We start from the raw sequence: 23,431 nt of genomic DNA, 5'->3' as shown, positions 1-23,431 counted from the left end.
CGTGATCGCCCGTCCTCACCCCGACCACGACACGCCTCAGGCGGGGACGGGCTCCTGGCCCACCTCGCCGAAGGGCGGGTAGTTCTCGCTGCCCGTCCGCTCGGCCGCCTCGATGTAGACGGCGAGGGCGTCACGGGACTGCGCAAGCCGGTGCATCTGGTCGTCCAGCCTCTCCAGCCGCGACCGCATCGCGGACAGCAGCTCGGAACACCCGGGCAGTTCAGGTGCTTCCCCGACCGCGCAGGGGAGTACGTAGGCGATGTCCTCGGAGGACAGGCCCGCACCCAGCAGGTGCCGGATCTGTTTCACCCGCAGCACGGCGTTCTCGTCGTAGTCGCGGTAGCCGTTCGCCCTGCGGTCCGCCTCCAGGAGGCCCTGGGCCTCGTAATAGCGCAACTGATGGGCATTGACGCCCGTACGACGACTCAGTTCCCCGATGCGCATCGAACCTCACTTGACCTTCATACCGGTATGAACGTTGAGGATGCTGCCATGAACAACGAAACCGCTGCACCTGTATCCGTCATCGGACTCGGCCTGATGGGCCAGGCCCTCGCGGCCGCGTTCCTGAGAGCAGGCCACCCCACCACCGTGTGGAACCGCACGGCCGCCAAGGCTGACCAACTGGTCTCCCAGGGAGCGCGGTTGGCGCCCACCGTCGGAGACGCCCTCAAGGCGAGCCCCCTTACGATCATCTGCCTCACGGACTACCAGGCCATGCACGAGTTGCTCGACGCGAGCGATGTCACCCTGAACGGCACGACCTTGGTCAACCTGACCTCGGGCGACTCGGCCCAGGCCCGGGAGGCCGCGCGCCTGGCCGAGCAGCGCGGCGCGCGCTACCTGGACGGCGCCATCATGGCCGTCCCCCCAGGGATCGGCACCGCCGACGCGGTGATCCTGCACAGCGGACCGGAGCCGGACTTCGAGGCCCACAAGCCGACGCTCGACGCGCTCGGCACCGTCACCTACCTCGGTGCGGACCACGGCCTCGCGTCCCTGTACGACGTGGCGGGCCTGGCCATGATGTGGAGCGTCCTGAACGCCTGGCTGCAGGGCACCGCCATGCTCAGGACGGCCGGTGTCGACGCGTCGACATACGCGCCGTTCGCGCGGCAGATCGCCGCCGGGGTGGCCGAATGGCTGCCCGGGTACGCCGAGCAGATCGACAAGGGGACCTTCCCGGCCGAGGTGTCGGCCCTGGAGACCGACGCGCGGGCCATGGCTCACCTGGTCGAGGAGAGCGAGGCGGTGGGGGTCAACGCCGAACTGCCGCGACTGATCAAGGCCATGGCCGACCGTGCGATCGCCGCGGGCCACGGTGGCGAGCAGTATCCCGTGCTCATCGAAGAGTTCACCAAGCCCCGCGTCGACTGACCGGCCGCCGGCCCCGGCGCCTCCGGCCGGTGGCGGCGACGCGATCAGCTCGACCGCTACTGGCGGGAGGCGAGGGCCAGTTTGTGCAGGTCTTCCAGGGCGTCGACCAGGACGGTGTGCTGGTGCCACTTGATCCAGGTGCCGACGGCGCGGCTGACGGCCTCCAGTGCCTGCAACTGCGCCTGGTCGAGACCCACCAGGGGGTCGGCGTGGTGAGAGGAGATGACTCCGTGCACGACGCCCTGGTCGTCGATCAGCGGAATGCTGTGGCAGGCCCGGCTGCCGGCCGAGAGGATCACCCGCCGTGTCTCCTCGTCGAAACCGGCCGACGAGGCCACATCCTTGACAGTGACCTGCTGGCTGGCGACGGCGGCCCGCGAGCAGGCGGTCTTTCCGTCGACGAACGCGAAGTAGTCGGTGAACTGACGGGGCAGGCCGGTGTGCTTCGCCATCCGCAGAACACCGTCCTCGACCAGCTGGACGTTACCCATGTCCGTACCGGTGACAGTCAGGACGCGTTGCAGGGCGGCGCCAAGCACCTCGCCCTGGTTGGCAGGGTTGAGCGGTCCCGCCTCAAGCGCGGTCAGGTCGGGTGTCGGCTGCTGTGACCGTCCGCCGAACCAAGCTTTGGCGCCGGGTGCCGGTCCCGGCGTCCGGGCCACCGCGGCGGCCATCTGGTGCAGCTTGATGTTGGCTCGCTGGGACGCCTGGCGCAGCAGCGCGAACGCCGCCTCCGCGTTCGCCAGGCGGTACCGCTCGACCAGGACGCCCTCGGCCATGGCGATCCTGGGGCGTGCACGCGCCTGGACCTCCAGCTCGGACACCTGGCCGCGCAGCTGCTCGGCGGTGGCTCTCAGCTCTTCGGTCTCGGCCCTGAGGGCGGAGGAGTCCTGAGGCGAGGGCTGATCCTCGGACGGGGGCACAGACGGAATGTTCGTCACGTTGTCTCCCATGGCGGCACCCTGGTCCGTACTCCTCGTCGATCGTGAGCAGCGCCGCGACGTCACTGGCGCCGCCCACCCCGGCTCCGTTCGCCGAAGAGGACCGCCGCTCACACACCAGGGGTGACCTTAACCCGAGGTGTGGAGGATGTGACGACCGGCCCTGGAAGTCAGCCGCCCGCGGTGACGGTTGGAGGTGATGTGCCGGGTTTGGGGATGGTTGTGCACCCTCCGGTGGTCGCTCTCTGCCGACCCGTCCGAGAACGGCCTGAAGCTGTCCCGCTCCCGGGTTTGGCCGACCCCCGCAGGGCACCCGGAGAGCCCCGATCGGACGATCGAAGGGGGGCGATGACCGACCACCACCAGTAGGCAATGCCCCATACGTTCAGCGGAGGATCCCGACATGACTACCGCACGCGACATCATGACCGGCGGCGCGCACTGCGTGGACGCCGAGGAGAACATGCTCGACGCCGCCCGCAAGATGACCGAACTGGGTGTGGGCGCGCTGCCCATCTGCGGGACGGACGACCGGCTCAAGGGCGTCCTGACCGACCGTGACATCGTGATCAAGGTGCTGGGCAGGTCCAAGGACCCGGCCACCGTCCTGGCCGGCGAACTCGCCCAGGGTGAGGCCGTCACCATCGGTGCCGACGACAGCGCGGACGAGATCGTGGCGACCATGACGCATCACAAGGTGCGGCGGCTGCCCGTGATCGACGGGCACAGGCTCGTCGGCATGGTGGCCCTCGCCGACGCCGCCCGGGCCCTCAAGGACCCCAAGGCCGGGCAGCTTCTCGACGCGCTCTCCACCGACTGACACCGGGCGGGCCGGGGTCGACTGGAGCTGCGCCACCGACGACACGGCCCCAGCCTCCGCCCTCCGTGCGCGGCGGCGAGGCAACTCCCGCGGCCTCGCACCGCCGGGGGCATGTCGCGCGAGAGCCGATCGAGGGGGAGCCTCGGTCCTCACGCCCCCGGACGCCGCCGCACTCGCGCGGCGACGGCCGGACACGCACAGCGTCCCACCGCGAGCGCTGCCTGTCCCCATGCCGGCCCCCTCACGAACGGGCCGCCCTCGAACCGGCGTCGGGGGCCGCTGCCCGGCAGGGCGGCGCTCCCCGTCACGGGGAAGGGCGGATCTGTTCACGTACCCACGCGGGAGCGGGGTTGACGTGCGGTCGGCCCGCCACGAAGACCGTCGGCACGGTCTCATTGCCCTTGTTGACCGCCCGCACCGCGGCGGCTGCCGCCGGATCACGCCAGATGTCGACCCAGTGCGCCCGGCGGGCGTCGAGACCCAGCCGGATGCGCAGTCGCAGGCAGTACGGGCAGCCCGACCGCCAGTAGACGATCGGCCGACCGTCGGCCGCGGCGCGGCGCTGTGCCTCCAGCGCACCGATCGACCGTGGGAAGAACAGCGGGGAGTGCACCCCCGCGAGGAGCACGAGCACCAGCAGCACTGCCGCGGCCGCGCCGGGATTGCCCCCGGAGACCAACCCGGCCGAGGCGAACGAGCCGCAGACCACCAGCAGCAGGGGAACGATCCAGGCGCGCATCATGAGGACGCAGGCTATCGACGAGCCGAAGCACCCCGACAGCGCCCCTGCACGAGAGGGTCACCCAGGTGTCCGCCGGTGCGGGGCCCGGTCGTCAGGGATGTCCGGTGAGGCGAAGCGGAAGGGCACGCCGAGGTGATCGGCCAGTGCGCGGCCGGCCTCGGCGGCGGCGCCCGCGGGGGAGCGGCCGGGGAGCGGGTAGATGACCGCCAGGCGGCCTTCTCCCCGCGGTTCGTCCAGGACCGCGATCAGCTCCACGAACCAGTCGTGCACGGTGTCGCCGTCCCACAGGGCCTCGACGGCAACCACGCGGCCGGGGAGAGCCGCGGCACGGGCCGCGAGGGAGGAGGTGTCGAGCGGGTCGGGGGCTTTGCGCCGTACCTGGTCGCCGAGAGCCTCGTACCGCGAGTGGACCACCCCCTGTGCTTCGATCAGCCCCAACCCCATGGGGCGCAAGGCTTCCCAGACAGTCTTGACCGCTGCCATCCGGCGGTCACGCAGCACGTCCGCGTCGACCTCGCGACGGGCCTGGCCCTCCAACCGGCCCCACCATTCGCTCACTTGGCCACCGTCTCGTATGTCGCGGCGGGTGTCGGACGCCAGGTCGGCGGCATCATCGAAGCCGCCGTTCGTCGATGATCCCCTCGATGATTCTGAGCAGCCGATCCCCCGCCTCGTCGATGCTCCCGTTCTGCGTGCTGACCTGCGCGCCTTCGAGCAGGAAAGTGATCTCGGCCGCGGTCTGCGCGGGATCGGGCAGCCCGGCCCTCGGTGCACATCCCGACCAGCCTGCGGGTCTGGTGCGCCTTGTGCTCCTCGATCACCCGTCGGGCGGGATTCCCTCGGTCGGGCAGCTCGGCGAGGGAGTTGATGAACGGGCAGCCCCGGTGTGAGATCGCGGGCAGCCCCTCGGCGATGAAACGAGCCAGGCCCAGGATCTGCTCCCGGGGGCGGCCGGGGTGTTCTGCCTCGACCCGGTCGAAGGCCGCCCCGTAGTCGGCCGCGACGATCCGCAGCCACTCGGCGACCAGTGCGTCCTTGGTCTCGAAGTGCCGGTAGATCGCCATCTTCGCCCGGGCCGAATCCTCCCTGATGCGTCGCTTCCGCCGCGCGGGCCTCGTGACGTTCGGGCGCACCTCCGCCGAACGATGATCGCCCAGGTGGGATGGTGTGCAGGTGTCGAATTTCGATCGCAAACATCGCAAGTGATCGTCAGGGGCGCAGATCCTCGTACGCCTCTCGCAGTTCAAGCGACTCGGGGAGCTTGCGCGCCTCGACCGCCCGGACGATCTCCAGAACACGCCAGTAGTTCGCAGGCAGGAGACGTCCGGACAAGATCGCTTTCAAGGCTGCGTCTGTCGCTTCGTCTAGTCGATCGAGGGAGAGCAACGTCAGCGCGAGGTCGAGGTGAGCCGTGACGATGCGGCGCGGCCACGTGCCCGGATCGCTTCTGGGGGCAGGATGTCCGATCACCTCACGCGCGGACGTCTCGGCTGCGCGATCGCCGATCCACGCGAGAGTGGTCGCCTCGTACGACACGACCTTTCGCGGATCGTATTGATAATGATGTTCCGGTCGCGCCCTCATGACCATGGTCGAAGCGAGGTGTTGCACGCGGTCGATGGCGTTGTATGCCTCGGTCTTCTCACCGAGTCGTGCCCGTGCCCGCCCCTCCTGCGCGGTTGCCTGGATCGCGACGGAGCCGCCGCGCGGGGCAATGGCTTGGGCTGCGCGGGACAGGTCGACGGCTTGCCCGTAGTCGCCCGAGATGAGTGCCGTCCACGCCCGCGTCTCGAAGACCCACCCTTGGATCTCTGCGTGCTCGGCGTGCCGAGCGAGCAGCGCCGCCGTCCGGAGTCTGGACGTGGCTGCGGCGCCTTCCTTGAGATCGACGTGAAGGGTTGCGCCGAGCAGTGACAGCCATCCGCCGAGTACGAGCAGACGACGGTGTTCGCTGAGCGTCTTCTTCTCGTCCAGCAATCTCGTGACGTACGAGGAGTGCCGTCGTACGTCGCGCAGGAGAGCAGATGGCTTGGCCGTCTGGTACGCCATAGCCAGCCCGTCGAAGGCCCCTTCGAGGCGGTCGAGAGTCTCGGTGCCGACGTCGGACGCTTCGACGCGTCGCGCGAGTTCCAGCGCCTCTAGGTCGTCGTCCAAGCCGGGTTCCGCGTCCCATGGCGGATCTTTCGGGCTGATCGCCGGCTGGGAATCACACCTGGCCAGGGCCGCTAGCGCGCCCTCGGCACCAACGAGTTGATCTAGTCCTTGGGCTAGCTTCGCGCTCGGCCGCTGTTTCCCGCTCAATACCCGGGAGACGAACGCTCCGTCGTAGTTGAGCGCTCGTGCGGCCCCACGTATCGAGATGTTCTTCTCCGCAAGAGCGGCACGGGCACGGGTAACGAACTCGCTCATGGTCGGACTCCGTAAGGGGCGTTGACCGTTGACTACCCACGTTAGTCAGCGCTCGTCAACTTCTCCCCAGTTCGCAGCCATCGAAGCATCGACAGGTACAGACCCCCGCAACCGCTCGCGCGCGGTCCGGGGGCATGGCCGACTGTGAAGGAGCCGACGCCATGGACGATAGCCACACGCAAGCCACTGAGGGAACGGCGCCCGCGGACACCGCGGAGCACCCCGTCGGCGTCCTGGTCGTCGATGAGGCGCGGCTGCGGCTCGCACGCGTCATGGGGCACAGAGGCGCATACGTGCAAGTCCGGCCCCCGCGCGGGGGCAAGGAGTGGGACGTCAGCCCCGAGTTCGTACGGCTCGCGCACGACGACGAGATCCTTCGCGTCGGCGTGGACGCGGTGATGCAGGGGCGGACGCCATGATGACGATCCGGACCTACAGGATCACGCGCGAGGGCGCCGTCACGGAGGACTCGGGTACCAAGCGCGTGGACACCATGGGCGTGGGACTCCCGAGCATGAACAAGTACCCGCCGTGCTCCTGCCCGTCGTGCCGCAGGAAGCGGGCGACGTCGTGACCGTGAAGACCGAGGTACTCCCCGATCCGAAGACGCTGAGCGGACTCCAGCTGTCCGAACAGGCCTGTGCTCTCTGTGGCGCACGGCTGTTCCGGGACAGGCTGCTCGGCACAGTCACGTACCGGGACCACTACGGCCGCAAGGTCACCGCCGAACTGTGGGCGTGCGCGCCTGAGTGCGAGGTGCCCCTGCGATGACCAAGATCTGCCGCGAGTGCGACCAGGACACGGACGAGCCTGTCGCGGTCGCCTTGGAACATACGGCGTCCGTCGGCGGACGCGTCATCTACCTCTGCCCGCCGTGCCGCAGGGCGCTCGGAATGTTGCCGCTCGACCAGCATCCGGGCGACAGCCTGGGCGCTCCCCTGCCTGAGGAGAGCGGCCCCTAGATCGGGCGCGGCGAGTCGCCCCCCGAGGCCCCCGCCGCCGCTCGTGGCAACGCCCCCGCTCCTTGGAATTCGCCGGGGAGGAACGGGGGCGTTGTGCTGCTCGGGGTCAGTCGCGTGCGTACATGACGACGCTGACAATGGCGACCGCGACGAGCACCATCACGAACCAGTGCGCCCACGTCGTGCGGATGACCTCGATGAGGATCACGACGTCTCCTCACACATCAGGCGGTGGAGCACCTGCGGAGGGCCTTGAGTGTGGTTGAGGGCGGCAGCACGAAGCGCGCGCCGAACTCGACTTCACCGCTGAGCTAGGCCTGCTTCTCGCCGTAGCCAGCGCCGAGGAACGCCTGAGCGCCGAGCACAACCTGGAGTCGAGCCACGCCATCCTTCTCCCATTGCAAGGTCTTGCGCGGCGGATCCGGCCCACCCTCGGCTCCTGGGCGGGAACTGGCTGCCCCCGGATTTCGAGACCAAGTGCCAGACGTACGGGCGGATGTGCCCGCAGGTGCGCTGAGCGTGGGCGTGGCACTCGGCTCGACGGGCCACGCCTTTCTAACTCCAACCTGTGTTGTTCCTAGAATGGCCGGGTGGAGGACATCGATGCGATCGCGGTGCTGCAGGACCCTGTGCGGCGCCGACTGTACGAGTACGTGGCGGCGCAAGGCCGGGAAGTCGGCCGGAACGAAGCCGCCGAGGCGGCCGGGGTGGCGCGAACCCTTGCCGCGCACCACCTGGACAAGCTGACGGATGCCGGGCTGCTGGAGAGCGGCAGTCGACGCCTGACGGGGCGTTCGGGGCCGGGTGCGGGGCGCCCCGCCAAGGTGTACACGCGGGCGCCGGGCGAGCGGTCGGTGTCGCTGCCCGCCCGCGACTACCGCACCGCCGCCGAGCTGCTCGCCGAGGCTGCCGAGCAGGCCGGTCTCGACGCCGGGCTCTGTGCGGCCGCACGGCGCCGGGGCGAAGCCCTGCGGGGCGCGGCGACGCCCTGCGGCGGCCTCGAAGAGGCCATGGAGATGCTGGCCGCGCGCGGCTACGAACCGCACCTGGAAGACGCCGAGGGGGCGGAAGGCGGGGTACCGGTCGTTCGCATGCGCAACTGCCCCTTTCACGCCGTGGCCGAGCGCTTTCCGCCGCTCGTCTGCGGAATGAATCTCGCGCTGCTGGAGGGGCTTCTGGGCGCGGACGGTCCCGTTCACGCTCGTATGGACGCTCGGCCGGGGGAGTGCTGTGTGGTGCTCGACTCTTCTAAAAACAATGATGATTGACATAGAAAAGCCGGGCGTGCTGGGATGAGGCCATGACCGCATCCGAGCATGCCGCCCACCTCGCCGAGCTCAATGTCGCCACGCTCCTCCACCCCTTCGACGACGAGCGCATCGCGCCGTTCGTCGAGCTGCTCAATCCCATCAACGCCGTTGCCGACGACGCCCCCGGCTTCGTGTGGCGGCTGGTGGAGGAGGGTGCGGCCGACGCCACCGGCATGCGCCCGGCGGGCGAGGACGTCATCGTCAACCTGTCGGTGTGGGAGACCCAGGAGGCCCTGTGGGACTTCACCTACCGCAGCGGGCACCTGGAGGTGATGCGGCGGCGCCGCGAGTGGTTCGAGCGGCACATCGAGTCGCACATGGTCCTGTGGTGGGTCCCCGCCGGGCACGTGCCGACGGTCGGTGAGGCCCTGGAGCGGCTGGCCGACCTGCGGGCGCACGGACCATCGCCGCGCGCGTTCACCTTCGCCTCGTCCTACACCGCTGCCGAGTCCGCCGACCACCTCCAGGCCGCTGCGCCCACGCGGCCCACGCGGCCCGAGCAGACCGTGCCGGGCGCGCGGCCGACGCCCGCCGGGGATGCCGCTGTGGTGTAGCCCGGGGCGCCGATGAGTTCCGCCTCGCCGGTCCGTCTGTATGAAGGGAAGCACCCCTTCATGGGGGAAGCCCCCCTTCCGCGTCCGCGGAGGACCCGACGAGATGACGAGGAGCGTGCGCATCGTGGACCAGGAGTACGTGAGCGCCACCCTGACCGTCGAGGCTCCCGCCGCCGCGGTGTTCGCGGTGCTGGCGGACCCGACGACGCACTCCGCGATCGACGGCACCGGCTGGGTCCAGGAACCCGTCGACCGCGCGCCGTTGACCGAGGAGGGACAGATCTTCCGGATGGCCATGTACCACCCCAACCATCCGGACGGCGACTACCAGGTGGCCAACAAAGTCGAGGTCCTCGACCCGCCTCGGTCCATCGGCTGGCTGACGGGCGAGGAGAAGGAAGGCGGTCGCCTGGAGTTCGGCGGCTGGGTCTGGCGATACGCACTCGCGTCGCTCGGCCCGACCGAAACCCAAGTCACGCTCACCTACGACTGGTCGGCGGTGCCGCAGTTCATCCGCGAGTACCTCGACTTCCCGCCGTTCGGACCCGAGCATCTCACCAACTCACTGCACCACTTGGCACAGGTCGTAACCCGTCCTCACCGTCCGTGTGAACCCAGGAGGGACGCAAAACCCTAGGTCAGGCCGTGAAACCCTTGGGTGTCGCCCCCGGATGTCAGACATCGGTCAGACATCGGTGAGATGGCCCGAGCCCAACGCTCCCCGGTGGGCTCGGCGCCCATAGGAACCCCGTCCTCGGGTCTTGGAGAACGTCGCCGCACGGGCGGCAGATGGCCAGGCTGGGAACTGTCACACGCGATCACCCCCGAGATTCTCGAAGTGATCTACCAATGTGTTCAGCACGCGAGCCAGCTGCTGCGCGTGAGCGATACCAGCGGGCAGCCCCGGACGGGCTTCCGTACCCAGCTTCACCCTGGCCTCGCCGATGCACGCGAGAGCGCACGCGCGGGGGACATCGTCCTCGGCAAGCTTCCAAGCTGCTGACTCCACCTCGGGAATCGTCAGCATGATGTGACCCCGGAGCGTCAGGGTCTGGGTGTCGAGTTCCTCCGGGGTGGGCACGTCGGCGTCCTCCCCGATCAGCCGACGGGTTGTCGCACGCATGCTTTCGACGTCGATCGGGATCGATCCCGGATGCTGGGTGGTGCGGGCCGTAGCGATGCGGTGCGGCATGGTCGACTCCTAGTTGGTCGGCTAGCCGCCGGATCGCGCTGCATGTGGTCCGGCGGTCTACGTTGGAGCCCACGCACGGACCGGCTACGGGGTCCGGGTAGCCTCGCGCCCGTGCCCGGGTCGCCTGTTGAGAGTCGACCTCCTCAAAGGACGTATCTCGCCCCCGCGCAGCGACAGTTGAGCTGTACGGGCGCTAGCCTGAAGAAGGCCCAAATGTCGGGGGGAGAAGCCTTGAACACGACGCTTCGTCAGGCTATGGATGCGGCTCACCAGTCACCACGGCGCTTGGCCGCGCGCATCGGGGTTACAAGCAAGACGGTGGAGCGCTGGTTGGCAGACGAAGATCTGGTGCCACATGCTCGGAACAGGGAAGACGCTGCCCGCGCGTTGGGAGTGGATGAAGACATGCTCTGGCCCAAAGCCATCAAGGAGAGGCTGAAAACGGGAGGTGACCTGGAGATCGTTGAGTCATTTCCCTACCGCTCCGCAGCACCTTCGACCCTCTGGGCTTCCTTGATCGAAGAGTCCCGGAACGATCTCTTCCTCAGCGGCTTCACCAACTACTTCTTCTGGACCCAGGTACCCGCGTTCTCCCAGGTGCTCCGGCGCAAGACCAAGCAGGGCGTACGGGTGCGCTTCCTCCTGGGGGATCCGGACGGGGAGGTGACCCGCCAACGCGAGGTCATCGAGGACGTGGCTCTGACGGTCTCGACGCGCATCCACATGACCCTTGAGGAGTTGACGCGCGTCGGGGACCTGGACGGATTGGAAGTCCACTTCAGTGCGCCGGAGGACGCGGTGAATCACGTGTCCCTCTCGGTCTTCCGCTTCGATGACCAAGAGCTCGTGACTCCTCACCTGGCACGGCTCGTTGGCCATGACTCGCCCCTCATGCACCTTCGCAGGGTCAAGGAAGGCGGGATGTTCGACCGCTTCGCAGAACACGCTGAGGAGCTGTGGTCCAGGTCCAGGCCCGTGTCGGAGTCGGGTCGCCGAGACCGGACCTGACCGGTCCTCGTGCCTCCTGAGTGGTGCTCGCGTGCTTGCTAGATTCCTCTGTCATGAACCCGACCACCTCTCACGCGCGGCTCCAGAAACGCGCCAAGAACGCGGAGGCGTGGGGTTTTCTGCTGCTGGCCGCCGGTATTGCGCTGTGGGTGTGGTTCGCCCTGGCCATGGTCCTGCCCTACGACGCCGGTGGCACCTCGTGCGAGTCGCGGCTGTTCACGGACGGGCCCACGGCCAACTCCGGGTCGATCCACTCCGATTCGTGCGGCGCCCGGCGGGACTGGCCCAAGATGCTCGGCATCCTCGGTCTTTCCGTGCCGGCGTCCGTCGCGGGTGCGCTGCTCCACACCAGCGGCAAGGCATCGCAGAGGCTCAACGAGCATGCTGTCGAGATCGCCCGGCTGAAGGAATTGGTCGAGCGGCGCGACTCGTAGGCGACTCGACATCTGGGGCCGGGCAGTGGTGCTGCCCGGCCCCAGATGTCGACTCGCCTGCCTATTCGTGGCACAGGAGGCCGGTGCGGAGAGCGGCGAGTGTGCTCGACAGGAGGCGTGACACGTGCATCTGCGAGAGGCCAAGGGCGGCGCCGATCTGGGCCTGGGTCATCTCCTGGCCGAAACGCATCTCGATGATGCGGCGTTCGCGTTCGTCGAGGCCGGCCAGGAGCGGGGCCAGGGCGTGCAGATCCTCGAACACCGCGATGGCCGGGTCCTCTTGGCCCATGGTGTCGGAGAGGGAGCGGCCGGTGGTGTGGGCCCCGCCCTCCTCGCCCTCGCTGCGCGGGCTGTCCAGTGACCCGGCGGCGTAACCATTGGCCGCCACGATCACTTCCAAGATCTGTTCCTCCGTCACCCCGAGTTCGGCCGCGAGCTCCGTGACCGTCGGTTCGCGGCCGAGCGTCGAGGACAACAGCTCCTGGGACTTGACCAGTTGGAGGCGCAGTTCCTGCAGTCTGCGCGGTACGTGGACGGCCCAGCTCGTGTCGCGGAAGTAGCGTTTGATCTCCCCGAGGATGTAAGGGACGGCAAAGGAGACGAACTCGAAGCCGCGGTCGACGTCGAACCGGTCGATCGCCTTGATCAAGCCCACGGTCCCGACCTGGACGATGTCCTCCAACTGGCCGTTGCCGCGGTTGCGGTAGCGGCCGGCCACGTAGTGCACCAGGGAGAGGTTCATCTCGATGAGGGTGTTGCGTGTGTACAGGTAGGCGGGTGACTCCTCCTCAAGTGTCCGAAGCTCCTCGAAGAAGAGCTTCGACAGCTCCCGGGCGTCCTTCGGCGCGACCTGGTCGGCTTCCTCGATCCACGGCAGCCCGTCGCTCTCGCCGCGGGCCCGCAGCCCGTCGCTCTCGCCCCGCGGCCACTCGGCCGGCTCGGCGGTTTCGTCCACGTCCGCCGCTGCCTGCAGAAACATGGTCTGACTCCTCGCTCTCTCTCGTTCTGCACTGCTCAGCCCGCGGTGACCGTGAAGGTGTTGCCCTCACGGTCCGCCAGCACGGCTTCGCGCCGGTATCGGGCCCCTACGGGCGGTGAGATGACACTTCCGCCCCAGCCGATGGCCGCCACGGCGGCCATGTCGACGTCGGCCACGTGAAAGCACGGGTGCCAACCGGACGGCGTGGCGTCCTTGAACGCGGCGACCGTGCGCAGCCCGTCGCGCACCTCGATCTGCCCGCGGGCGTACTCCACCTCGCAGCAGTCACCCAACGCGCCGGCCCAGTCCAGTACGTCCCCGTAGAAGTAGGCGGCGGCGAAGACGTCCCGGGTACGCAGCTCGAGCCGGGCGACGGGGCCCGCGCCCACCTTCCAGCGCTGGTCGGGGGCGCGTTGGCGCAGCCCGAACACGGCTTCCTGCGGCCCCGCCGCGAGGGCGAGCCGGCCGGTCTCGGTGCTCAGCGGCCCTACGGCGACGGTGGCACCGCGCTCACGCAGCCTGCCCACCGTGAAGTCGACGTCATCGACGCCGAAGTATGGAATCCACCCGGCCGAGACGCCCGTCTCGCACGTCGCCTGACTGAGGGTTCCCACCGGTGCGCCGGCCCGCAGCGCCAGAAACCGCGCCCTGCCCTGCGGGCCGATCAGCGGGACGTGACACCAGCCGAGGACCCGGGCGTAGAACTCCTTGGCCGCCAGGGCGTCACCGGAGGCCAGGCTCAGCCAGCACGGCGCACCACGCTTCCTGCCCGTGGTCCCTGTGGTCCCCGCGGTCCCCGTGGTCCCCGTGGTTCCTGTGGTCCCGGCGGCGCCCGGCTGCGGGCCGTTGCCGTACGGGGCGGCCTGCCGTTCGCCCGGCGGCGGGACCAGGCGCAGTCCTCCGGCCCTGCGGAACGGCCTGACGCCGGTCCCCGCGCGCCCTGTCTCCCGGCCCCGGACTCTCGCGTGCGGGGCGGCCCCCTCTCGCCGCTGCTGCTCACGCTCTCTGCTCACACCGATGTCCCTTGGCACAGCGCCCTCTCCCCATCTGGTTCCGGCGGTCTCGCCAGTGGTTCCGCAGAGGGGAGGCGCCATACCGGGACCTTCCTCACCCATCCGGGGGACGAAGGCCCTGACCTGGCCGGTGCCAAAGCCCCGCGCACCGCTCCCTGGCGGGGCGGGGCGGGGTAGGCGTGTGAAACATGCCTTTTGTCCCGTTTGAGGATCGCCGAACTTCAGAGTGGAGAGGGCCCGGCTCTGGGCGCGCGGAGCTCGGCCACCGCGAGCCGGGCCTCCTCGCGCACGCCGGGATCGGGGTGAGCCAAGAACGGCTCGACGGATGGCAGAGCACGCCTGTCGTGCGTCGCCGCCAGGCTGAACAGGACGTACTCCAACAGCGGAGGTGCGAAGGCGTCGACCTGTGCGGCCAGTGGAGCGAGGACCTCGTAGCGGATCTCGTGCCGAGCGCAGGCCTCACCGACGGCGTGCAGGGCGGACTCCCGCACCGCGTGTTCCGCGTCGGCAACCGCCACCCCGACGAGCCGGCCGACGGCGCGCTCGGCGTCGGCCGGCTCCAAGCAGCCCGACACCAGGAGATCGCCGAGTTCGTCGGCCCAGAGCTCGCGCCGGCGCGCGTCAGCGACGGCGAGCGCCGCAAACGCCGTATCGAGCTCGTGCAGTAGCTGCCGGTACTCGTCCACGGGGTTCCTCAGCCCCGCCCGCCGTCTCTCACGCTCGCCCCGGGGCGGGCACCGTGCTCGCCACCGCGTGAGCCGTCTGTCGGCCGATGGCCGCCAGGCCGGGCTCGTTCGCCGGCACGCAATGCCCCGCGGCTGGGTCGTACACACAGCCGAGCACCCCGGCGTGGTGGGTGGCCGGCTCGGACAGCCGGGAGTCCCAGCCGTGGGAGAGCAGCGCTTCGTGCAGCTCGCGCGAGGACTCGACGGGCACGGCCTCATCGTCGGTGCCGTGCACGAGCCGGACAGGGATCGGCGTCACCGAGGGGTCCACCGCCTGGAGGGGCACGGCGCCCGTGGTGCGTGCCGGGCGCCGGTAGCCGCCCGCGATGCCCACCACCGCGGCGGGCCGCGGGCCGTCGAATTCCTTCGGCCCGAGGGCGACGCCCACCGCGGCTCCGGCCCCCGCCGACCATCCCGCGAGGATCAACCGGCCTGGCCCGTCGCCGAGTTGGCGGGCGTGATCGTGCGCGTACCGCAAGGAGTCGACGAGATGTTCCCGTCCGCCGTCGGGCCGGTCCGAGCGCCAGTCCGGGACAAGGACACGGGGGCCCAGCCCGGCTATCCCACGGGCCAGCGCGGCCAGCACGTGCCGCTCATCGGGCCCCGTGCCATGCCACAGCAGCACACACCGGTCGTCCTGCTGCCCGGAGGTGTAGATGTCGAGCAGTTTGCTGCCGCCGCCGGTGGCGTAGGGCACCGTCCGGGTCGTGATCGTCAAGTCCGTTCCTCCAGGCCGGGCGGGGTCGCGGGACGAACCAGCCGTCGTATCCGAAAAAAACTCGCACGGAGATGTCGAGAACTCCAGACCGGCTCCGTCCCGGTGGTGAACGCGACCACAATGGGTCGCACCAGCACCGAGGAGAACATCATGGCCAAGTACCTGCTGCTCAAGCACTACCGGGGCGCCCCGGCCGCGGTCAACGACGTTCCGATGGGCCAGTGGACGCCCGAAGAGATCTCGGCGCACATGCGGTACATGAACGACTTCGCGGCCCGGCTCGAGAAGAGCGGTGAGTTCGTCGACGGCCAGGCGCTCGCCCCCGAGGGAACCTTCGTCCGGTACGACGGTGAGGGCCGCCCGCCGGTCACCGACGGCCCCTTCGCCGAGACCAAGGACCTCATCGCCGGCTGGATGGTGATCGACGTCGACAGCTACGACCGCGCCCTGGAACTGGCCGGGGAACTCTCGGCGGCCCCCGGCGCGGGCGGCAAGCCGATCCACGAGTGGCTCGAGGTCCGCCCGTTCCTGGGCGCGCAGCACACCGTCACGGAGTGAGCCCGGACATGGACGAGGCCCGGCTCCGGAGCCTCACGCCGAGTGTGATCGGCATTCTCGTCCGCCGCGGAGCCGACTTCGCGGCGGCCGAGGACGCCGTGCAGGACGCCTTGGTCGAGGCGGTCCGCGTCTGGCCCGCCGACCACCCCCGGGACCCCAAGGGCTGGCTGGTCACCGTGGCCTGGCGCAAGTTCCTCGATGCGACGCGCGCGGACACCGCACGCCGCAGGCGTGAGGACCGCATCGACGAGGAACCGGCTCCCGGACCCGCCCCCGCCGTGGACGACACACTCCAGCTCTACTTCCTGTGCGCCCACCCTTCGCTGACACCGTCCTCGGCGGTCGCGCTCACCCTGCGTGCCGTCGGCGGTCTCACCACCCGGCAGATCGCCCAGGCCTACCTGGTGCCCGAGGCGACCATGGCGCAGCGCATCAGCCGGGCCAAGCGCACCGTCTCCGGCGTGCGCCTCGACAGGACCGGCGACGTCGCCACCGTGCTGCGTGTCCTCTACCTGGTCTTCAACGAGGGCTACTCCGGTGACGTCGACCTCGTCGCCGAGGCCATCCGCCTCACCCGGCAGCTCGCGGCCGTCATCAACCATCCGGAGGTGGCGGGCCTGCTGGCCCTCATGCTGATCCACCACGCCCGCCGCGCCGCCCGGACCGCACCCGACGGCAGCCTGGTGCCGCTCGCCGAGCAGGACCGCGGCCGGTGGGACACCGAGATGATCGCCGAGGGCATCGGGATCCTGCACGCGGCCCTCGCCCGCGACCGCCTCGGCGAGTTCCAGGCACAGGCCGCCATCGCGGCGCTCCATGCCGACGCGCCCACCGCCGAGGAGACCGACTGGGTGCAGATCGTCGAGTGGTACGACGAACTCGCGGCGCTGACCGACAGCCCGGTCGTCCGGCTCAACCGCGCGGTGGCCGTCGGCGAGGCCGACGGACCGCGCGCCGGCCTGTCGGCACTCGCGCTCCTCGACGACACACTGCCCCGCCACGCCGCGGTGGCGGCGTACCTCCACGAGCGCGACGGTGACCTGGCGACGGCGGCGCGGCTCTACGCCGAGGCGGCCCGGAAGGCACCCAACCTCCCCGAACGCGACCACCTGACGCGTCAGGCCGCGCGGCTCAACGCCGTGCTCAAGTTTAGGCTTGCTCCCTGACGACGTCGGCCGCGTTCTTGTCGTCGCGCAGCCCCTGATAGCGGGGATGGCGCAGCATGCCGTCGCGCGTCCACTCGGTGAAGGCGACCTGAGCCACCAGACGCGGCCGTGCCCAGTGCGCGGTCCGTTCCGCCACCGGGTCGTCGAACGGCGAGCCCGGCAGGCGGAGTTCGTCGAGCTGCCGGCGCAGGGCCAGCAGCGTACGCCGGTCGAAACCGGTGCCGACCTTGCCCGCGTACCGCAGCCGTTCGCCCTCGTAGTAGCCGATGAGCAGTGCGCCGATGCCTTCGCGGCTGCCCGTGGGCTCGGTGAATCCGCCCACCACAAACTCCTGGCCCCGGGAGCACTTCAGCTTGAGCCAGTCGCCCGAACGGCGCGCCTGGTAAGTGCTTTCGGCCCGTTTGGCGATGAGTCCCTCCCAGCCGCGCCGGCACGCGTCGGCCAGGAGTTCGGGCCCGCCTTCGTTGCGATGGGTGCTGAACCGCAACGGGGCCGTGAACGTGATCGAACGCCGCAGCAGGGACTTGCGGGTGCGCAACGGCAGCCGCCGTACATCCATGCCGTCGAGGCGCAGCAGGTCGAAGACGTAGTAGGTGACCGCGACCTTGCTCGCCGCGACGTCGGCGGGCCGGGTGAGTCCCATGCGCTGCTGCAGTCGCCCGAAGTCGGTCCTGCCGTGCGAGTAGGCGACGATCTCGCCGTCGAGCGTGAAGTCCGCGGTGTCCTGTCCCGCGAGGGCGTCGACGATCTCCGGGTAGGTGGCGTCGAGCCGTCGTCCGGACCGGGACCGGAGCGTCACCCGGCCGTTCTCGCGCACCGCCAGGGCCCGGACGCCGTCCAGTTTCCGCTCGAAGATCCAGCCGGCCGGGAAGTTCCGCAGGTCGGTGAGCGTCGCCAGCATCGGGGAGGCGGCCAGTTCCACGCCCGGCCTCGCCTCGCGGATGCGGCCTTCCAGGCCCGGCGGCAGGCCGTCGAGCAGGCCGGTCATGGCTGTTCACCGCTGCCGGAGTGCCAGGTCGGCGCGTCCGGCGCCTCGGCGACCTGGCGCAGCGTACGGCCGCTGCGTGCTGACCGCGCGCGCCGTGGGTCGGGAGTTCTGCCGCCCGAGCCGTGTCCGGTCCGTACGAGCAGCCAGGTCGGTTTCGCGGCGGAACCCCCGCTCTTCTCCTCGCGGCCGTGGAAGCGGGTGAGCGCGTACTGCCCGCGTAGCTTCTCGCCGTGCAGTTCGAACGTGGCGTGGCCCTTTTCCAGGGATTCGCCGAACGGCACCGGCCGGTGGCGCTTGTCGTGGCTGGTCGGCCGGTAGGTGCCGCGGTCCCAGACGATGACGGTCCCGCCGCCGTACTCGCCGGAGGGGATCACCCCCTCGAAGTCCCGGTACTCCAAGGGGTGGTCCTCGGTGGGGATGGCGAGCCGCTTGTCGTGCGGGTCGGTCGAGGGGCCCTTGGGGACCGACCAGGACTTCAGTACGCCGTCGACCTCCAGGCGGAAGTCGAAGTGCATCGTGCTCGCGTCGTGGATCTGCACCACGAACGAGGGCTCATCGGCCGCTTCGGCATCCGTGTCCGCGTCGGCGGTGTCCCGCGCCGAGGGCTCGCCGCTCGGCTCGCTGGTCTTGTCGAAGTGCCGCTTGCCGCGGTAGGTCCGCAGACCGTCCTTCTCGCTCACGGCGGGCCCCTTCCGTCGGGTCGCTGATCCGTCCGGGCATGGGTTCCTCGGCCCCGGCCAGGTTATGCATCCGCGATCCCACCCGCACGGCGAGCACTCGTATGTGTGGGACCGCGGCCGGCGGGACACCCGATGCACCGACGGCTCGCGTTCGCGCAGGTGGTCCACCGTGAACGGTGTCAGGCGTTCGCGCCTCCGGGAGGTGCGGAGCAAGCTGGAGAGAGTGGATCCGAGGAAGGAAGAGCACCCATGGGTGACAGCCCGCAGGACCCGACGACGAAGCACCCGCAGCCCGAGTTCGCCGCACAGGACCAGGAGCCGCCGGGCTGGACCGGCCCGATGGATCCGGCACCGGACCACGGCGAGGAGTCCTACCGGGGGAGCGGGCTGCTGCAGAACCGGGCAGCGGTCGTGACCGGCGGCGACTCCGGCATCGGCCGGGCCGTGGCGCTGGCCTACGCACGCGAGGGTGCGGACGTCCTGTTCACCTATCTGCCCACGGAGGCGGAGGACGCTCAGGAGACGGTGCGCCTCGTCGAGAAGGCCGGGCGGCGCGGATTGGCCGTGCCGTGCGACATCCGCGAGGAGGAGCAGTGCCGTCGCCTCGTGGAGCGTGCGGTGGCGGAGTTCGGGCGCATCGACGTGCTGGTCAACAACGCGGCCTATCAGATGTCCCAGCCCGAGGGCATCACGGAGATCTCCACGGAGCAGTTCGACCGCGTCGTACGCACGAATCTGTACGGCATGTTCTGGCTGTGCAAGATGGCCGTGCCGCACATCCCGTCGGGCGGTTCCATCATCAACACGACGTCGGTGCAGGCCTACAAGCCGAGTCCCCATCTGCTCGACTACGCCATGACCAAGGGCGCCATCGTCACCTTCACCCAGGGGCTCGCGCAGATGCTGATCGAGAACGGGATCCGCGTCAACGCCGTCGCCCCGGGCCCCGTGTGGACGCCGCTGATCCCGGCCACGCTGCCCGACACCAAGGAGTTCGGCAAGCAGGCCCCCATCGGCCGCCCTGCCCAGCCCGCCGAGATGGCGCCCGCCTATGTGTTCCTGGCGTCGGAGCACGCGAGCTTCATCACCGCCGAGATCTTGAACGCCACCGGAGGCACGCCGCTGCCGTGACCCGGCCGGGGGAGCGACATGACCGCGGAGGCATCGGCGCGAAGGAGGCGGTGACGTGAGCACTGTTGAGTTGCGGGTCGGACGGCGCAAGGTCGAGGTCAAGCGAGCCGAGAAGGAGCTCTTTCCGCGGGACGGCATCACCAAGGCCGACCTCGCCGAGCACTACCGGCGGGTGGCGCCTCGCATGCTGCCCGAGCTGCGCGGCAGGCCCCTGATGCTGGAGCGGATGCCGGACGGGATCGACGGTGACCGCTTCTACCAGAAGGAGGTCTCCGACTACTTCCCCGACTGGATCCAGCGCGCCACGGTCGCCAAGGAGGGCGGCAAGGTCACGCATGTCGTCTGTGACGACACGGCGACCCTCGTCTATCTGGCGGGCCAGGCCTGCATCACTCCCCATCGCTGGCTGAGCCGGGCCGACCGGCCGCGCTCCCCCGACCGGCTGGTCTTCGACCTCGACCCGCCCGCCGACGACTTCGAGTCCGTGCGCAGTGCGGCTCACCGTCTGCACGAGCTGCTCGAAGAGCTGGACCTGCCGTCGGGCCTGATGACCACCGGCTCCCGCGGTCTGCACGTCGTCGTGCCCCTGAACCGGCGCGATGACGCCGACGACGTGCTCGCGTTCGCCCGCTCCGCAGCCGAGGCCCTGGCGGCGCGGTACGACAAGGAGCTGACGGCCGAGCCGCGCAAGGACGCGCGCAAGGGGCGGCTGTACCTCGATGTCGCGCGCAATGGCTATGCCCAGACGGTGGTCGCCCCGTTCGCCGTCCGGTCCAGGCCCGGTGCACCCGTGGCGGTGCCGCTGGGCTGGGACGAACTGGACACACCCGGGCTGACCGCCCGCCGCTGGACGGTGGCCGACCTCGGGGACCGCCTCGACACGGACCCCTGGGCCGGGCTCGCCCGGCGTGCGCGCGGCGTGAGCGCCGCCGCCAGGCGCCTGCGAGAACGCACGCGGGCGTAGCGACGCCCTCACGGGAGACCCGCAGGGGGCCGAGCGTCACCGGTACTGGAGGAGAGGCACGGTGACGGTCCTGGGCCTCGGACCGATCGGCGCCATGGCCGCGCGCGTCGCGCTGCACCGGGGAGCAAGCCTGGTGGTGGGGGTCGACCTGGTGCCCGAGCGGCTGAGCCGGTCCTACGGCAAGTCGGAATGATCAAGACGCTGCTCAGGCCTTGAGGCCGGACACCGGGCTCACCGCACCGGTTTTGAGTTCACCACGAAGTGCGCACCGTCGGGATCGCTCAGGAGTGCCTCCGTGGCCCCTGGTGAACCCTGCAGCACGCTGCCGCCGTGGGCGCGCGCGGCCCGGACACAGGCGTCCACGTCGTCGACCGTGAAGTGGATCTGCCAGTGGGGGCGGATCTCCGGATCGGGCGCCGATTCCACCGCGCCCGAATGGATGCGGGCCACGGTGTCGCCCTGGCTGCGCAGCACGACCCGTTCGTCCTCGTAGTGGACCTCGCAGCAGCCCGATGACGAGGACGCCCAGCCCAGGACCTCCGCGTAGAAGATGGCCGCGTCGAAGGCGTCCCGGGTGTAGAGCTCCACGAAGACCGGGGCCGCGCGGCGCCATGCCTCCCAGTCGGACACCAGCTCGCCCTCCCAGATGCCGAAGACGGCACCTTCGCGGTCGGCGAGCAGTGCCGCCCGGCCCGGCGGGAACGAGATGGGGCCCACCGCGGTGGTCCCGCCGCGCTCCTGGCTGCGGGCCACGGTCTCGTTCGCGTCGGACGCGGCGAAGAAGGGGGTCCAGGCCACGGCCGCCTGCCCCACGGCCTCGACGGCGGACACGCCCGCCACCGGGACTCCGTTCACGCTCGCGAACCTGTACTGTTCGCCGAGCTTGCCGACGCGCCAGTCCCACCCCAGTACGGCGTGGTAAAAGGCCTGCGCGGTCTCCAGATCCCGCGTGGTCAGGCTGACCCAACAGGGTGCGCCGAACACCGAGCTGCTGGGTACGTTGCGGCTTGCGGATGCCTTTTGGCTGCTCATCTTTTTTGTACCGTTCCGAGGTCGAAGGACGCCCCACCCTCTTCGGGCTACCGGCGCCCGACCCTGCGGCCGGGAGACGGCCCGCATCAGCGGCCCGCGCCCGTGGATCCCTGTCGGCTCCATCATCCCCACACAGGGGCCTCACGTCGCGCCAGGCACAAGGCACCCATACCCCTGCATGGATGATCTCGGGCCGGGAACCCGGGCCAGGAGCGGCGTCAGTACGCATCAGGCGACTGGCGGGAGCGTTTTCTCCTCGGATGGGGTAAATCAGAGTTATGCGCACTCACAGCTATACCGTTCTGGCCGTCGAGGGCGGCGGCTCGCTGATCTTCATCATCGTCGGTCTCGCCGTGGTCATCGGCCTGCTCGCCATGTTCGTCAGCGGACGGCGCCGCGCGGCCCGGCGCACCGAGCCCACGACCCCCGCCCGCCACGTCGATCCCCCCAGCGGCGAGGCCCAGCGCGGCACCACCTGGCAGACCCCCGACGACGACCCCGACCAGGGACACCCGCACCCCTGACCGCTGGGGCGGGGCGGTGAAGGGGGTCTGGCGTCGGCGGTGTGGCGCGGGGGAGGGTTCTCTCGCCGGAGACGAGTGCGGGACAGCCCGCCACCAGGAGGGGAGACACCACCGTCATGCCATCTCAGCGAGAACTCGGTGTGGCCGTCATCGGCACCGGGAAGATGGGCGCGGATCACGTACGCAGGCTCCACGACGTCATCAGCGGGGCGCGGGTGGCGGCCGTCGCCGACATCGAGGCGGAGCGGGCGAAGTCCCTGGCCGCCACGATCGACGGCTGTACGGCCTACACGGATCCGGCGGCCGCCATGGCGTCGGGAGAGGTGGACGCCGTACTCATCGCCTCTCCCGGTCCCGCCCACGAGGCGGCCCTGATCGAGGCGCTCGGCCATGACCTGCCGGTGCTGTGCGAGAAGCCGATGACCCCGGACACGGCCTCCTCCCTGCGGATCCTGGAGGCGGAGCAGCGGCTCGGCCACCGGCGCATCCAGGTGGGCTTCATGCGGCGCTACGACTTCGAGTACGTGAAACTGAAAGCGATGCTGGACAGCGGCGAGTTGGGCCGGGCGCTGATGCTGCACCAACGCCACCGCAACCTGGCCATGCCGCCCGGGTTCACCGACGACATGCTCATCACCAGCTCGGTCGCCCACGAGGTGGACGCGACGCGCTGGCTGCTCGACCAGGAGATCGTGGCGGTCACCGTGCACAAGCCGGCGCCGTCGTCACTCGCCCCGGCCGGCATGAACGACCCGCAGCTCGTCCTGTTCGAGACCGCGGCGGGCGCGCTCGTCGACGTCGAGATCTTCGGCCACTGCGGCTACGGCTACCAGGTCCAGGCCGAGGCGGTCTGCGAGCGCGGAACCGTGCGCATCGGGGACGAGCAAGGGCCCCGGGTGAGCATCGACGGCCGGTGGGGAGGCCACGTGCCCCCGGACTACGTCGAGCGTTTCGAGGACGCCTACGACCGTGAGGTGCAGGCCTGGGTGGACGCCACCCGCAGGGGCGAGGTCACCGGACCCAGCGCCTGGGACGGCTACGCGGCCGCGGCGGTGTGCGAGGCGGGTGTCGTGTCCCAGCGGGAGGGCGGCCGCGTCACGGTGGAGCTGATGGAACGCCCGGACTTCTACGGGCGGCCCGTGCCGCGGGACTGAGCGGTGAGGCGGGATGGTGAGGCGGGGCGGGCGGCACCGATCTGGTGCCG

General features: G+C 70.2%; 28 protein-coding genes and 2 pseudogenes. 16 read left to right on the top strand and 14 right to left on the bottom strand.

Going from position 1 to position 23,431, the window contains the following annotated elements; all coding sequences use genetic code 11:
* Positions 1-36: 36 nt before the first annotated feature.
* A complete protein-coding gene (locus ACWD02_RS11315) occupies positions 37-444 on the bottom strand; it encodes a MerR family transcriptional regulator (RefSeq protein WP_451207636.1) in 408 nt (135 codons plus the stop codon).
* 48 nt (positions 445-492) lie between these two features.
* On the opposite strand from ACWD02_RS11315, the gene ACWD02_RS11310 reads away from it, so the two are divergent.
* Positions 493-1,377 (top strand): NAD(P)-dependent oxidoreductase, encoded by an 885-nt coding sequence (locus tag ACWD02_RS11310; protein ID WP_451207633.1) that lies wholly within the window; start codon positions 493-495, stop codon positions 1,375-1,377.
* A 56-nt stretch (positions 1,378-1,433) separates the two neighbouring features.
* Here ACWD02_RS11310 and ACWD02_RS11305 read toward each other — a convergent pair whose 3' ends face one another.
* Entirely contained in the window at positions 1,434-2,330 is an 897-nt protein-coding gene (locus ACWD02_RS11305; RefSeq protein ID WP_451207630.1) for an ANTAR domain-containing protein, read from the bottom strand.
* A 391-nt stretch (positions 2,331-2,721) separates the two neighbouring features.
* Here ACWD02_RS11305 and ACWD02_RS11300 point away from each other — a divergent pair, with 391 nt between their 5' ends.
* A complete protein-coding gene (locus ACWD02_RS11300; RefSeq protein WP_451207627.1) occupies positions 2,722-3,138 on the top strand; it encodes a CBS domain-containing protein in 417 nt (138 codons plus the stop codon).
* Between the two features lie 304 nt (positions 3,139-3,442).
* On the opposite strand, the gene ACWD02_RS11295 is transcribed toward ACWD02_RS11300, so the two are convergent.
* The 4 genes and pseudogenes from ACWD02_RS11295 to ACWD02_RS11280 all read right to left on the bottom strand — a co-directional run bounded on the left by ACWD02_RS11295 (position 3,443) and on the right by ACWD02_RS11280 (position 6,289).
* Complete coding sequence (locus ACWD02_RS11295; protein ID WP_451207624.1) at positions 3,443-3,880, bottom strand: glutaredoxin domain-containing protein; 438 nt, start codon at positions 3,878-3,880, stop codon at positions 3,443-3,445.
* A gap of 57 nt (positions 3,881-3,937) precedes the next feature.
* The gene (locus tag ACWD02_RS11290; protein WP_451207622.1) at positions 3,938-4,438 is read right to left on the bottom strand and encodes a hypothetical protein; all 501 of its coding nucleotides are present in this window, start codon (positions 4,436-4,438) and stop codon (positions 3,938-3,940) included.
* A gap of 52 nt (positions 4,439-4,490) precedes the next feature.
* Positions 4,491-4,944, bottom strand: a pseudogene (locus tag ACWD02_RS11285) (TetR/AcrR family transcriptional regulator).
* 145 nt (positions 4,945-5,089) lie between these two features.
* Positions 5,090-6,289 carry a transcriptional regulator gene (locus ACWD02_RS11280; RefSeq protein WP_451207619.1) on the bottom strand — a complete coding sequence of 400 codons (1,200 nt, stop codon included), beginning with the start codon at positions 6,287-6,289 and terminating at the stop codon, positions 5,090-5,092.
* Positions 6,290-6,450: 161 nt separating this feature from the next.
* On the opposite strand from ACWD02_RS11280, the gene ACWD02_RS11275 reads away from it, so the two are divergent.
* The 5 genes from ACWD02_RS11275 (at position 6,451) to ACWD02_RS11255 (ending at position 9,752) form a co-directional block, all read left to right on the top strand.
* Complete coding sequence (locus tag ACWD02_RS11275) at positions 6,451-6,708, top strand: hypothetical protein (RefSeq protein ID WP_451207616.1); 258 nt, start codon at positions 6,451-6,453, stop codon at positions 6,706-6,708.
* Positions 6,709-6,820: 112 nt separating this feature from the next.
* Positions 6,821-7,060, top strand: a complete 240-nt coding sequence (locus ACWD02_RS11270; RefSeq protein ID WP_451207613.1) for a hypothetical protein — start codon at positions 6,821-6,823, stop codon at positions 7,058-7,060.
* 781 nt (positions 7,061-7,841) lie between these two features.
* Complete coding sequence (locus ACWD02_RS11265; RefSeq protein ID WP_451207611.1) at positions 7,842-8,519, top strand: helix-turn-helix transcriptional regulator; 678 nt, start codon at positions 7,842-7,844, stop codon at positions 8,517-8,519.
* 32 nt (positions 8,520-8,551) lie between these two features.
* On the top strand, positions 8,552-9,115 hold the full coding sequence (locus ACWD02_RS11260) for a DUF3291 domain-containing protein (protein WP_451207608.1): 564 nt from the start codon (positions 8,552-8,554) through the stop codon (positions 9,113-9,115).
* Positions 9,116-9,218: 103 nt separating this feature from the next.
* Positions 9,219-9,752, top strand: coding sequence for a polyketide cyclase (locus ACWD02_RS11255; protein ID WP_451207606.1), 534 nt, complete (start codon positions 9,219-9,221; stop codon positions 9,750-9,752).
* 171 nt (positions 9,753-9,923) lie between these two features.
* On the opposite strand, the gene ACWD02_RS11250 is transcribed toward ACWD02_RS11255, so the two are convergent.
* Positions 9,924-10,307: a DUF6415 family natural product biosynthesis protein gene (locus ACWD02_RS11250; protein WP_451207603.1), complete on the bottom strand. Its 384-nt coding sequence runs from the start codon at positions 10,305-10,307 to the stop codon at positions 9,924-9,926.
* 405 nt (positions 10,308-10,712) lie between these two features.
* On the opposite strand from ACWD02_RS11250, the gene ACWD02_RS11245 reads away from it, so the two are divergent.
* Together ACWD02_RS11245 and ACWD02_RS11240 are read left to right on the top strand one after the other, a co-directional pair.
* Positions 10,713-11,315, top strand: coding sequence for an XRE family transcriptional regulator (locus ACWD02_RS11245; RefSeq protein WP_451209140.1), 603 nt, complete (start codon positions 10,713-10,715; stop codon positions 11,313-11,315).
* A 53-nt stretch (positions 11,316-11,368) separates the two neighbouring features.
* The gene (locus ACWD02_RS11240; protein WP_451207600.1) at positions 11,369-11,749 is read left to right on the top strand and encodes a hypothetical protein; all 381 of its coding nucleotides are present in this window, start codon (positions 11,369-11,371) and stop codon (positions 11,747-11,749) included.
* Positions 11,750-11,810: 61 nt separating this feature from the next.
* Here ACWD02_RS11240 and ACWD02_RS11235 read toward each other — a convergent pair whose 3' ends face one another.
* From ACWD02_RS11235 to ACWD02_RS11220, 4 genes are all read right to left on the bottom strand, one after another.
* Positions 11,811-12,728: a SigB/SigF/SigG family RNA polymerase sigma factor gene (locus ACWD02_RS11235; RefSeq protein ID WP_451207597.1), complete on the bottom strand. Its 918-nt coding sequence runs from the start codon at positions 12,726-12,728 to the stop codon at positions 11,811-11,813.
* A gap of 35 nt (positions 12,729-12,763) precedes the next feature.
* Positions 12,764-13,741: a VOC family protein gene (locus tag ACWD02_RS11230; RefSeq protein WP_451207594.1), complete on the bottom strand. Its 978-nt coding sequence runs from the start codon at positions 13,739-13,741 to the stop codon at positions 12,764-12,766.
* A gap of 221 nt (positions 13,742-13,962) precedes the next feature.
* The gene (locus ACWD02_RS11225) at positions 13,963-14,427 is read right to left on the bottom strand and encodes a hypothetical protein (RefSeq protein ID WP_451207591.1); all 465 of its coding nucleotides are present in this window, start codon (positions 14,425-14,427) and stop codon (positions 13,963-13,965) included.
* A gap of 28 nt (positions 14,428-14,455) precedes the next feature.
* The gene (locus tag ACWD02_RS11220; RefSeq protein WP_451207588.1) at positions 14,456-15,184 is read right to left on the bottom strand and encodes an alpha/beta hydrolase; all 729 of its coding nucleotides are present in this window, start codon (positions 15,182-15,184) and stop codon (positions 14,456-14,458) included.
* Between the two features lie 150 nt (positions 15,185-15,334).
* Here ACWD02_RS11220 and ACWD02_RS11215 point away from each other — a divergent pair, with 150 nt between their 5' ends.
* On the top strand, positions 15,335-15,742 hold the full coding sequence (locus ACWD02_RS11215) for a YciI family protein (RefSeq protein ID WP_451207585.1): 408 nt from the start codon (positions 15,335-15,337) through the stop codon (positions 15,740-15,742).
* An 8-nt stretch (positions 15,743-15,750) separates the two neighbouring features.
* A complete protein-coding gene (locus ACWD02_RS11210; protein ID WP_451209137.1) occupies positions 15,751-16,908 on the top strand; it encodes an RNA polymerase sigma factor in 1,158 nt (385 codons plus the stop codon).
* On the opposite strand, the gene ligD (ACWD02_RS11205) is transcribed toward ACWD02_RS11210, so the two are convergent.
* Both ligD (ACWD02_RS11205) and ACWD02_RS11200 read right to left on the bottom strand, forming a co-directional pair.
* Positions 16,892-17,896, bottom strand: a complete 1,005-nt coding sequence (gene ligD, locus ACWD02_RS11205; RefSeq protein ID WP_451207583.1) for a non-homologous end-joining DNA ligase — start codon at positions 17,894-17,896, stop codon at positions 16,892-16,894. The two genes, ACWD02_RS11210 and ligD (ACWD02_RS11205), sit on opposite strands and share 17 nt — an antisense overlap.
* Positions 17,893-18,576: a DNA polymerase ligase N-terminal domain-containing protein gene (locus ACWD02_RS11200; protein ID WP_451207580.1), complete on the bottom strand. Its 684-nt coding sequence runs from the start codon at positions 18,574-18,576 to the stop codon at positions 17,893-17,895. Before ACWD02_RS11200 ends, ligD (ACWD02_RS11205) begins: the two co-directional genes overlap by 4 nt.
* A gap of 249 nt (positions 18,577-18,825) precedes the next feature.
* Between ACWD02_RS11200 and ACWD02_RS11195 the strand changes: the two genes are divergently transcribed.
* The 3 genes and pseudogenes from ACWD02_RS11195 to ACWD02_RS11185 form a co-directional block, all read left to right on the top strand.
* A complete protein-coding gene (locus tag ACWD02_RS11195; RefSeq protein WP_451207577.1) occupies positions 18,826-19,707 on the top strand; it encodes an SDR family oxidoreductase in 882 nt (293 codons plus the stop codon).
* 55 nt (positions 19,708-19,762) lie between these two features.
* Positions 19,763-20,671 (top strand): non-homologous end-joining DNA ligase, encoded by a 909-nt coding sequence (ligD, locus tag ACWD02_RS11190; protein ID WP_451207574.1) that lies wholly within the window; start codon positions 19,763-19,765, stop codon positions 20,669-20,671.
* A 55-nt stretch (positions 20,672-20,726) separates the two neighbouring features.
* Positions 20,727-20,846: pseudogene (locus ACWD02_RS11185) on the top strand (glutathione-dependent formaldehyde dehydrogenase); the annotation flags it as partial.
* Between the two features lie 56 nt (positions 20,847-20,902).
* Here the strand turns inward: ACWD02_RS11185 and ACWD02_RS11180 are convergent.
* On the bottom strand, positions 20,903-21,703 hold the full coding sequence (locus tag ACWD02_RS11180) for a VOC family protein (RefSeq protein WP_451207571.1): 801 nt from the start codon (positions 21,701-21,703) through the stop codon (positions 20,903-20,905).
* Between the two features lie 278 nt (positions 21,704-21,981).
* Here ACWD02_RS11180 and ACWD02_RS11175 point away from each other — a divergent pair, with 278 nt between their 5' ends.
* Together ACWD02_RS11175 and ACWD02_RS11170 are read left to right on the top strand one after the other, a co-directional pair.
* On the top strand, positions 21,982-22,227 hold the full coding sequence (locus ACWD02_RS11175) for a DUF6479 family protein (protein WP_451207568.1): 246 nt from the start codon (positions 21,982-21,984) through the stop codon (positions 22,225-22,227).
* Between the two features lie 116 nt (positions 22,228-22,343).
* Entirely contained in the window at positions 22,344-23,381 is a 1,038-nt protein-coding gene (locus tag ACWD02_RS11170) for a Gfo/Idh/MocA family protein (protein ID WP_451207565.1), read from the top strand.
* Positions 23,382-23,431 lie beyond the last annotated feature (50 nt).

This window comes from Streptomyces sp. NPDC002853 (assembly GCF_053591915.1).
Note: the sequence above shows the minus strand (reverse complement) of the source record. Positions and strands in the feature narration are given on the sequence as shown.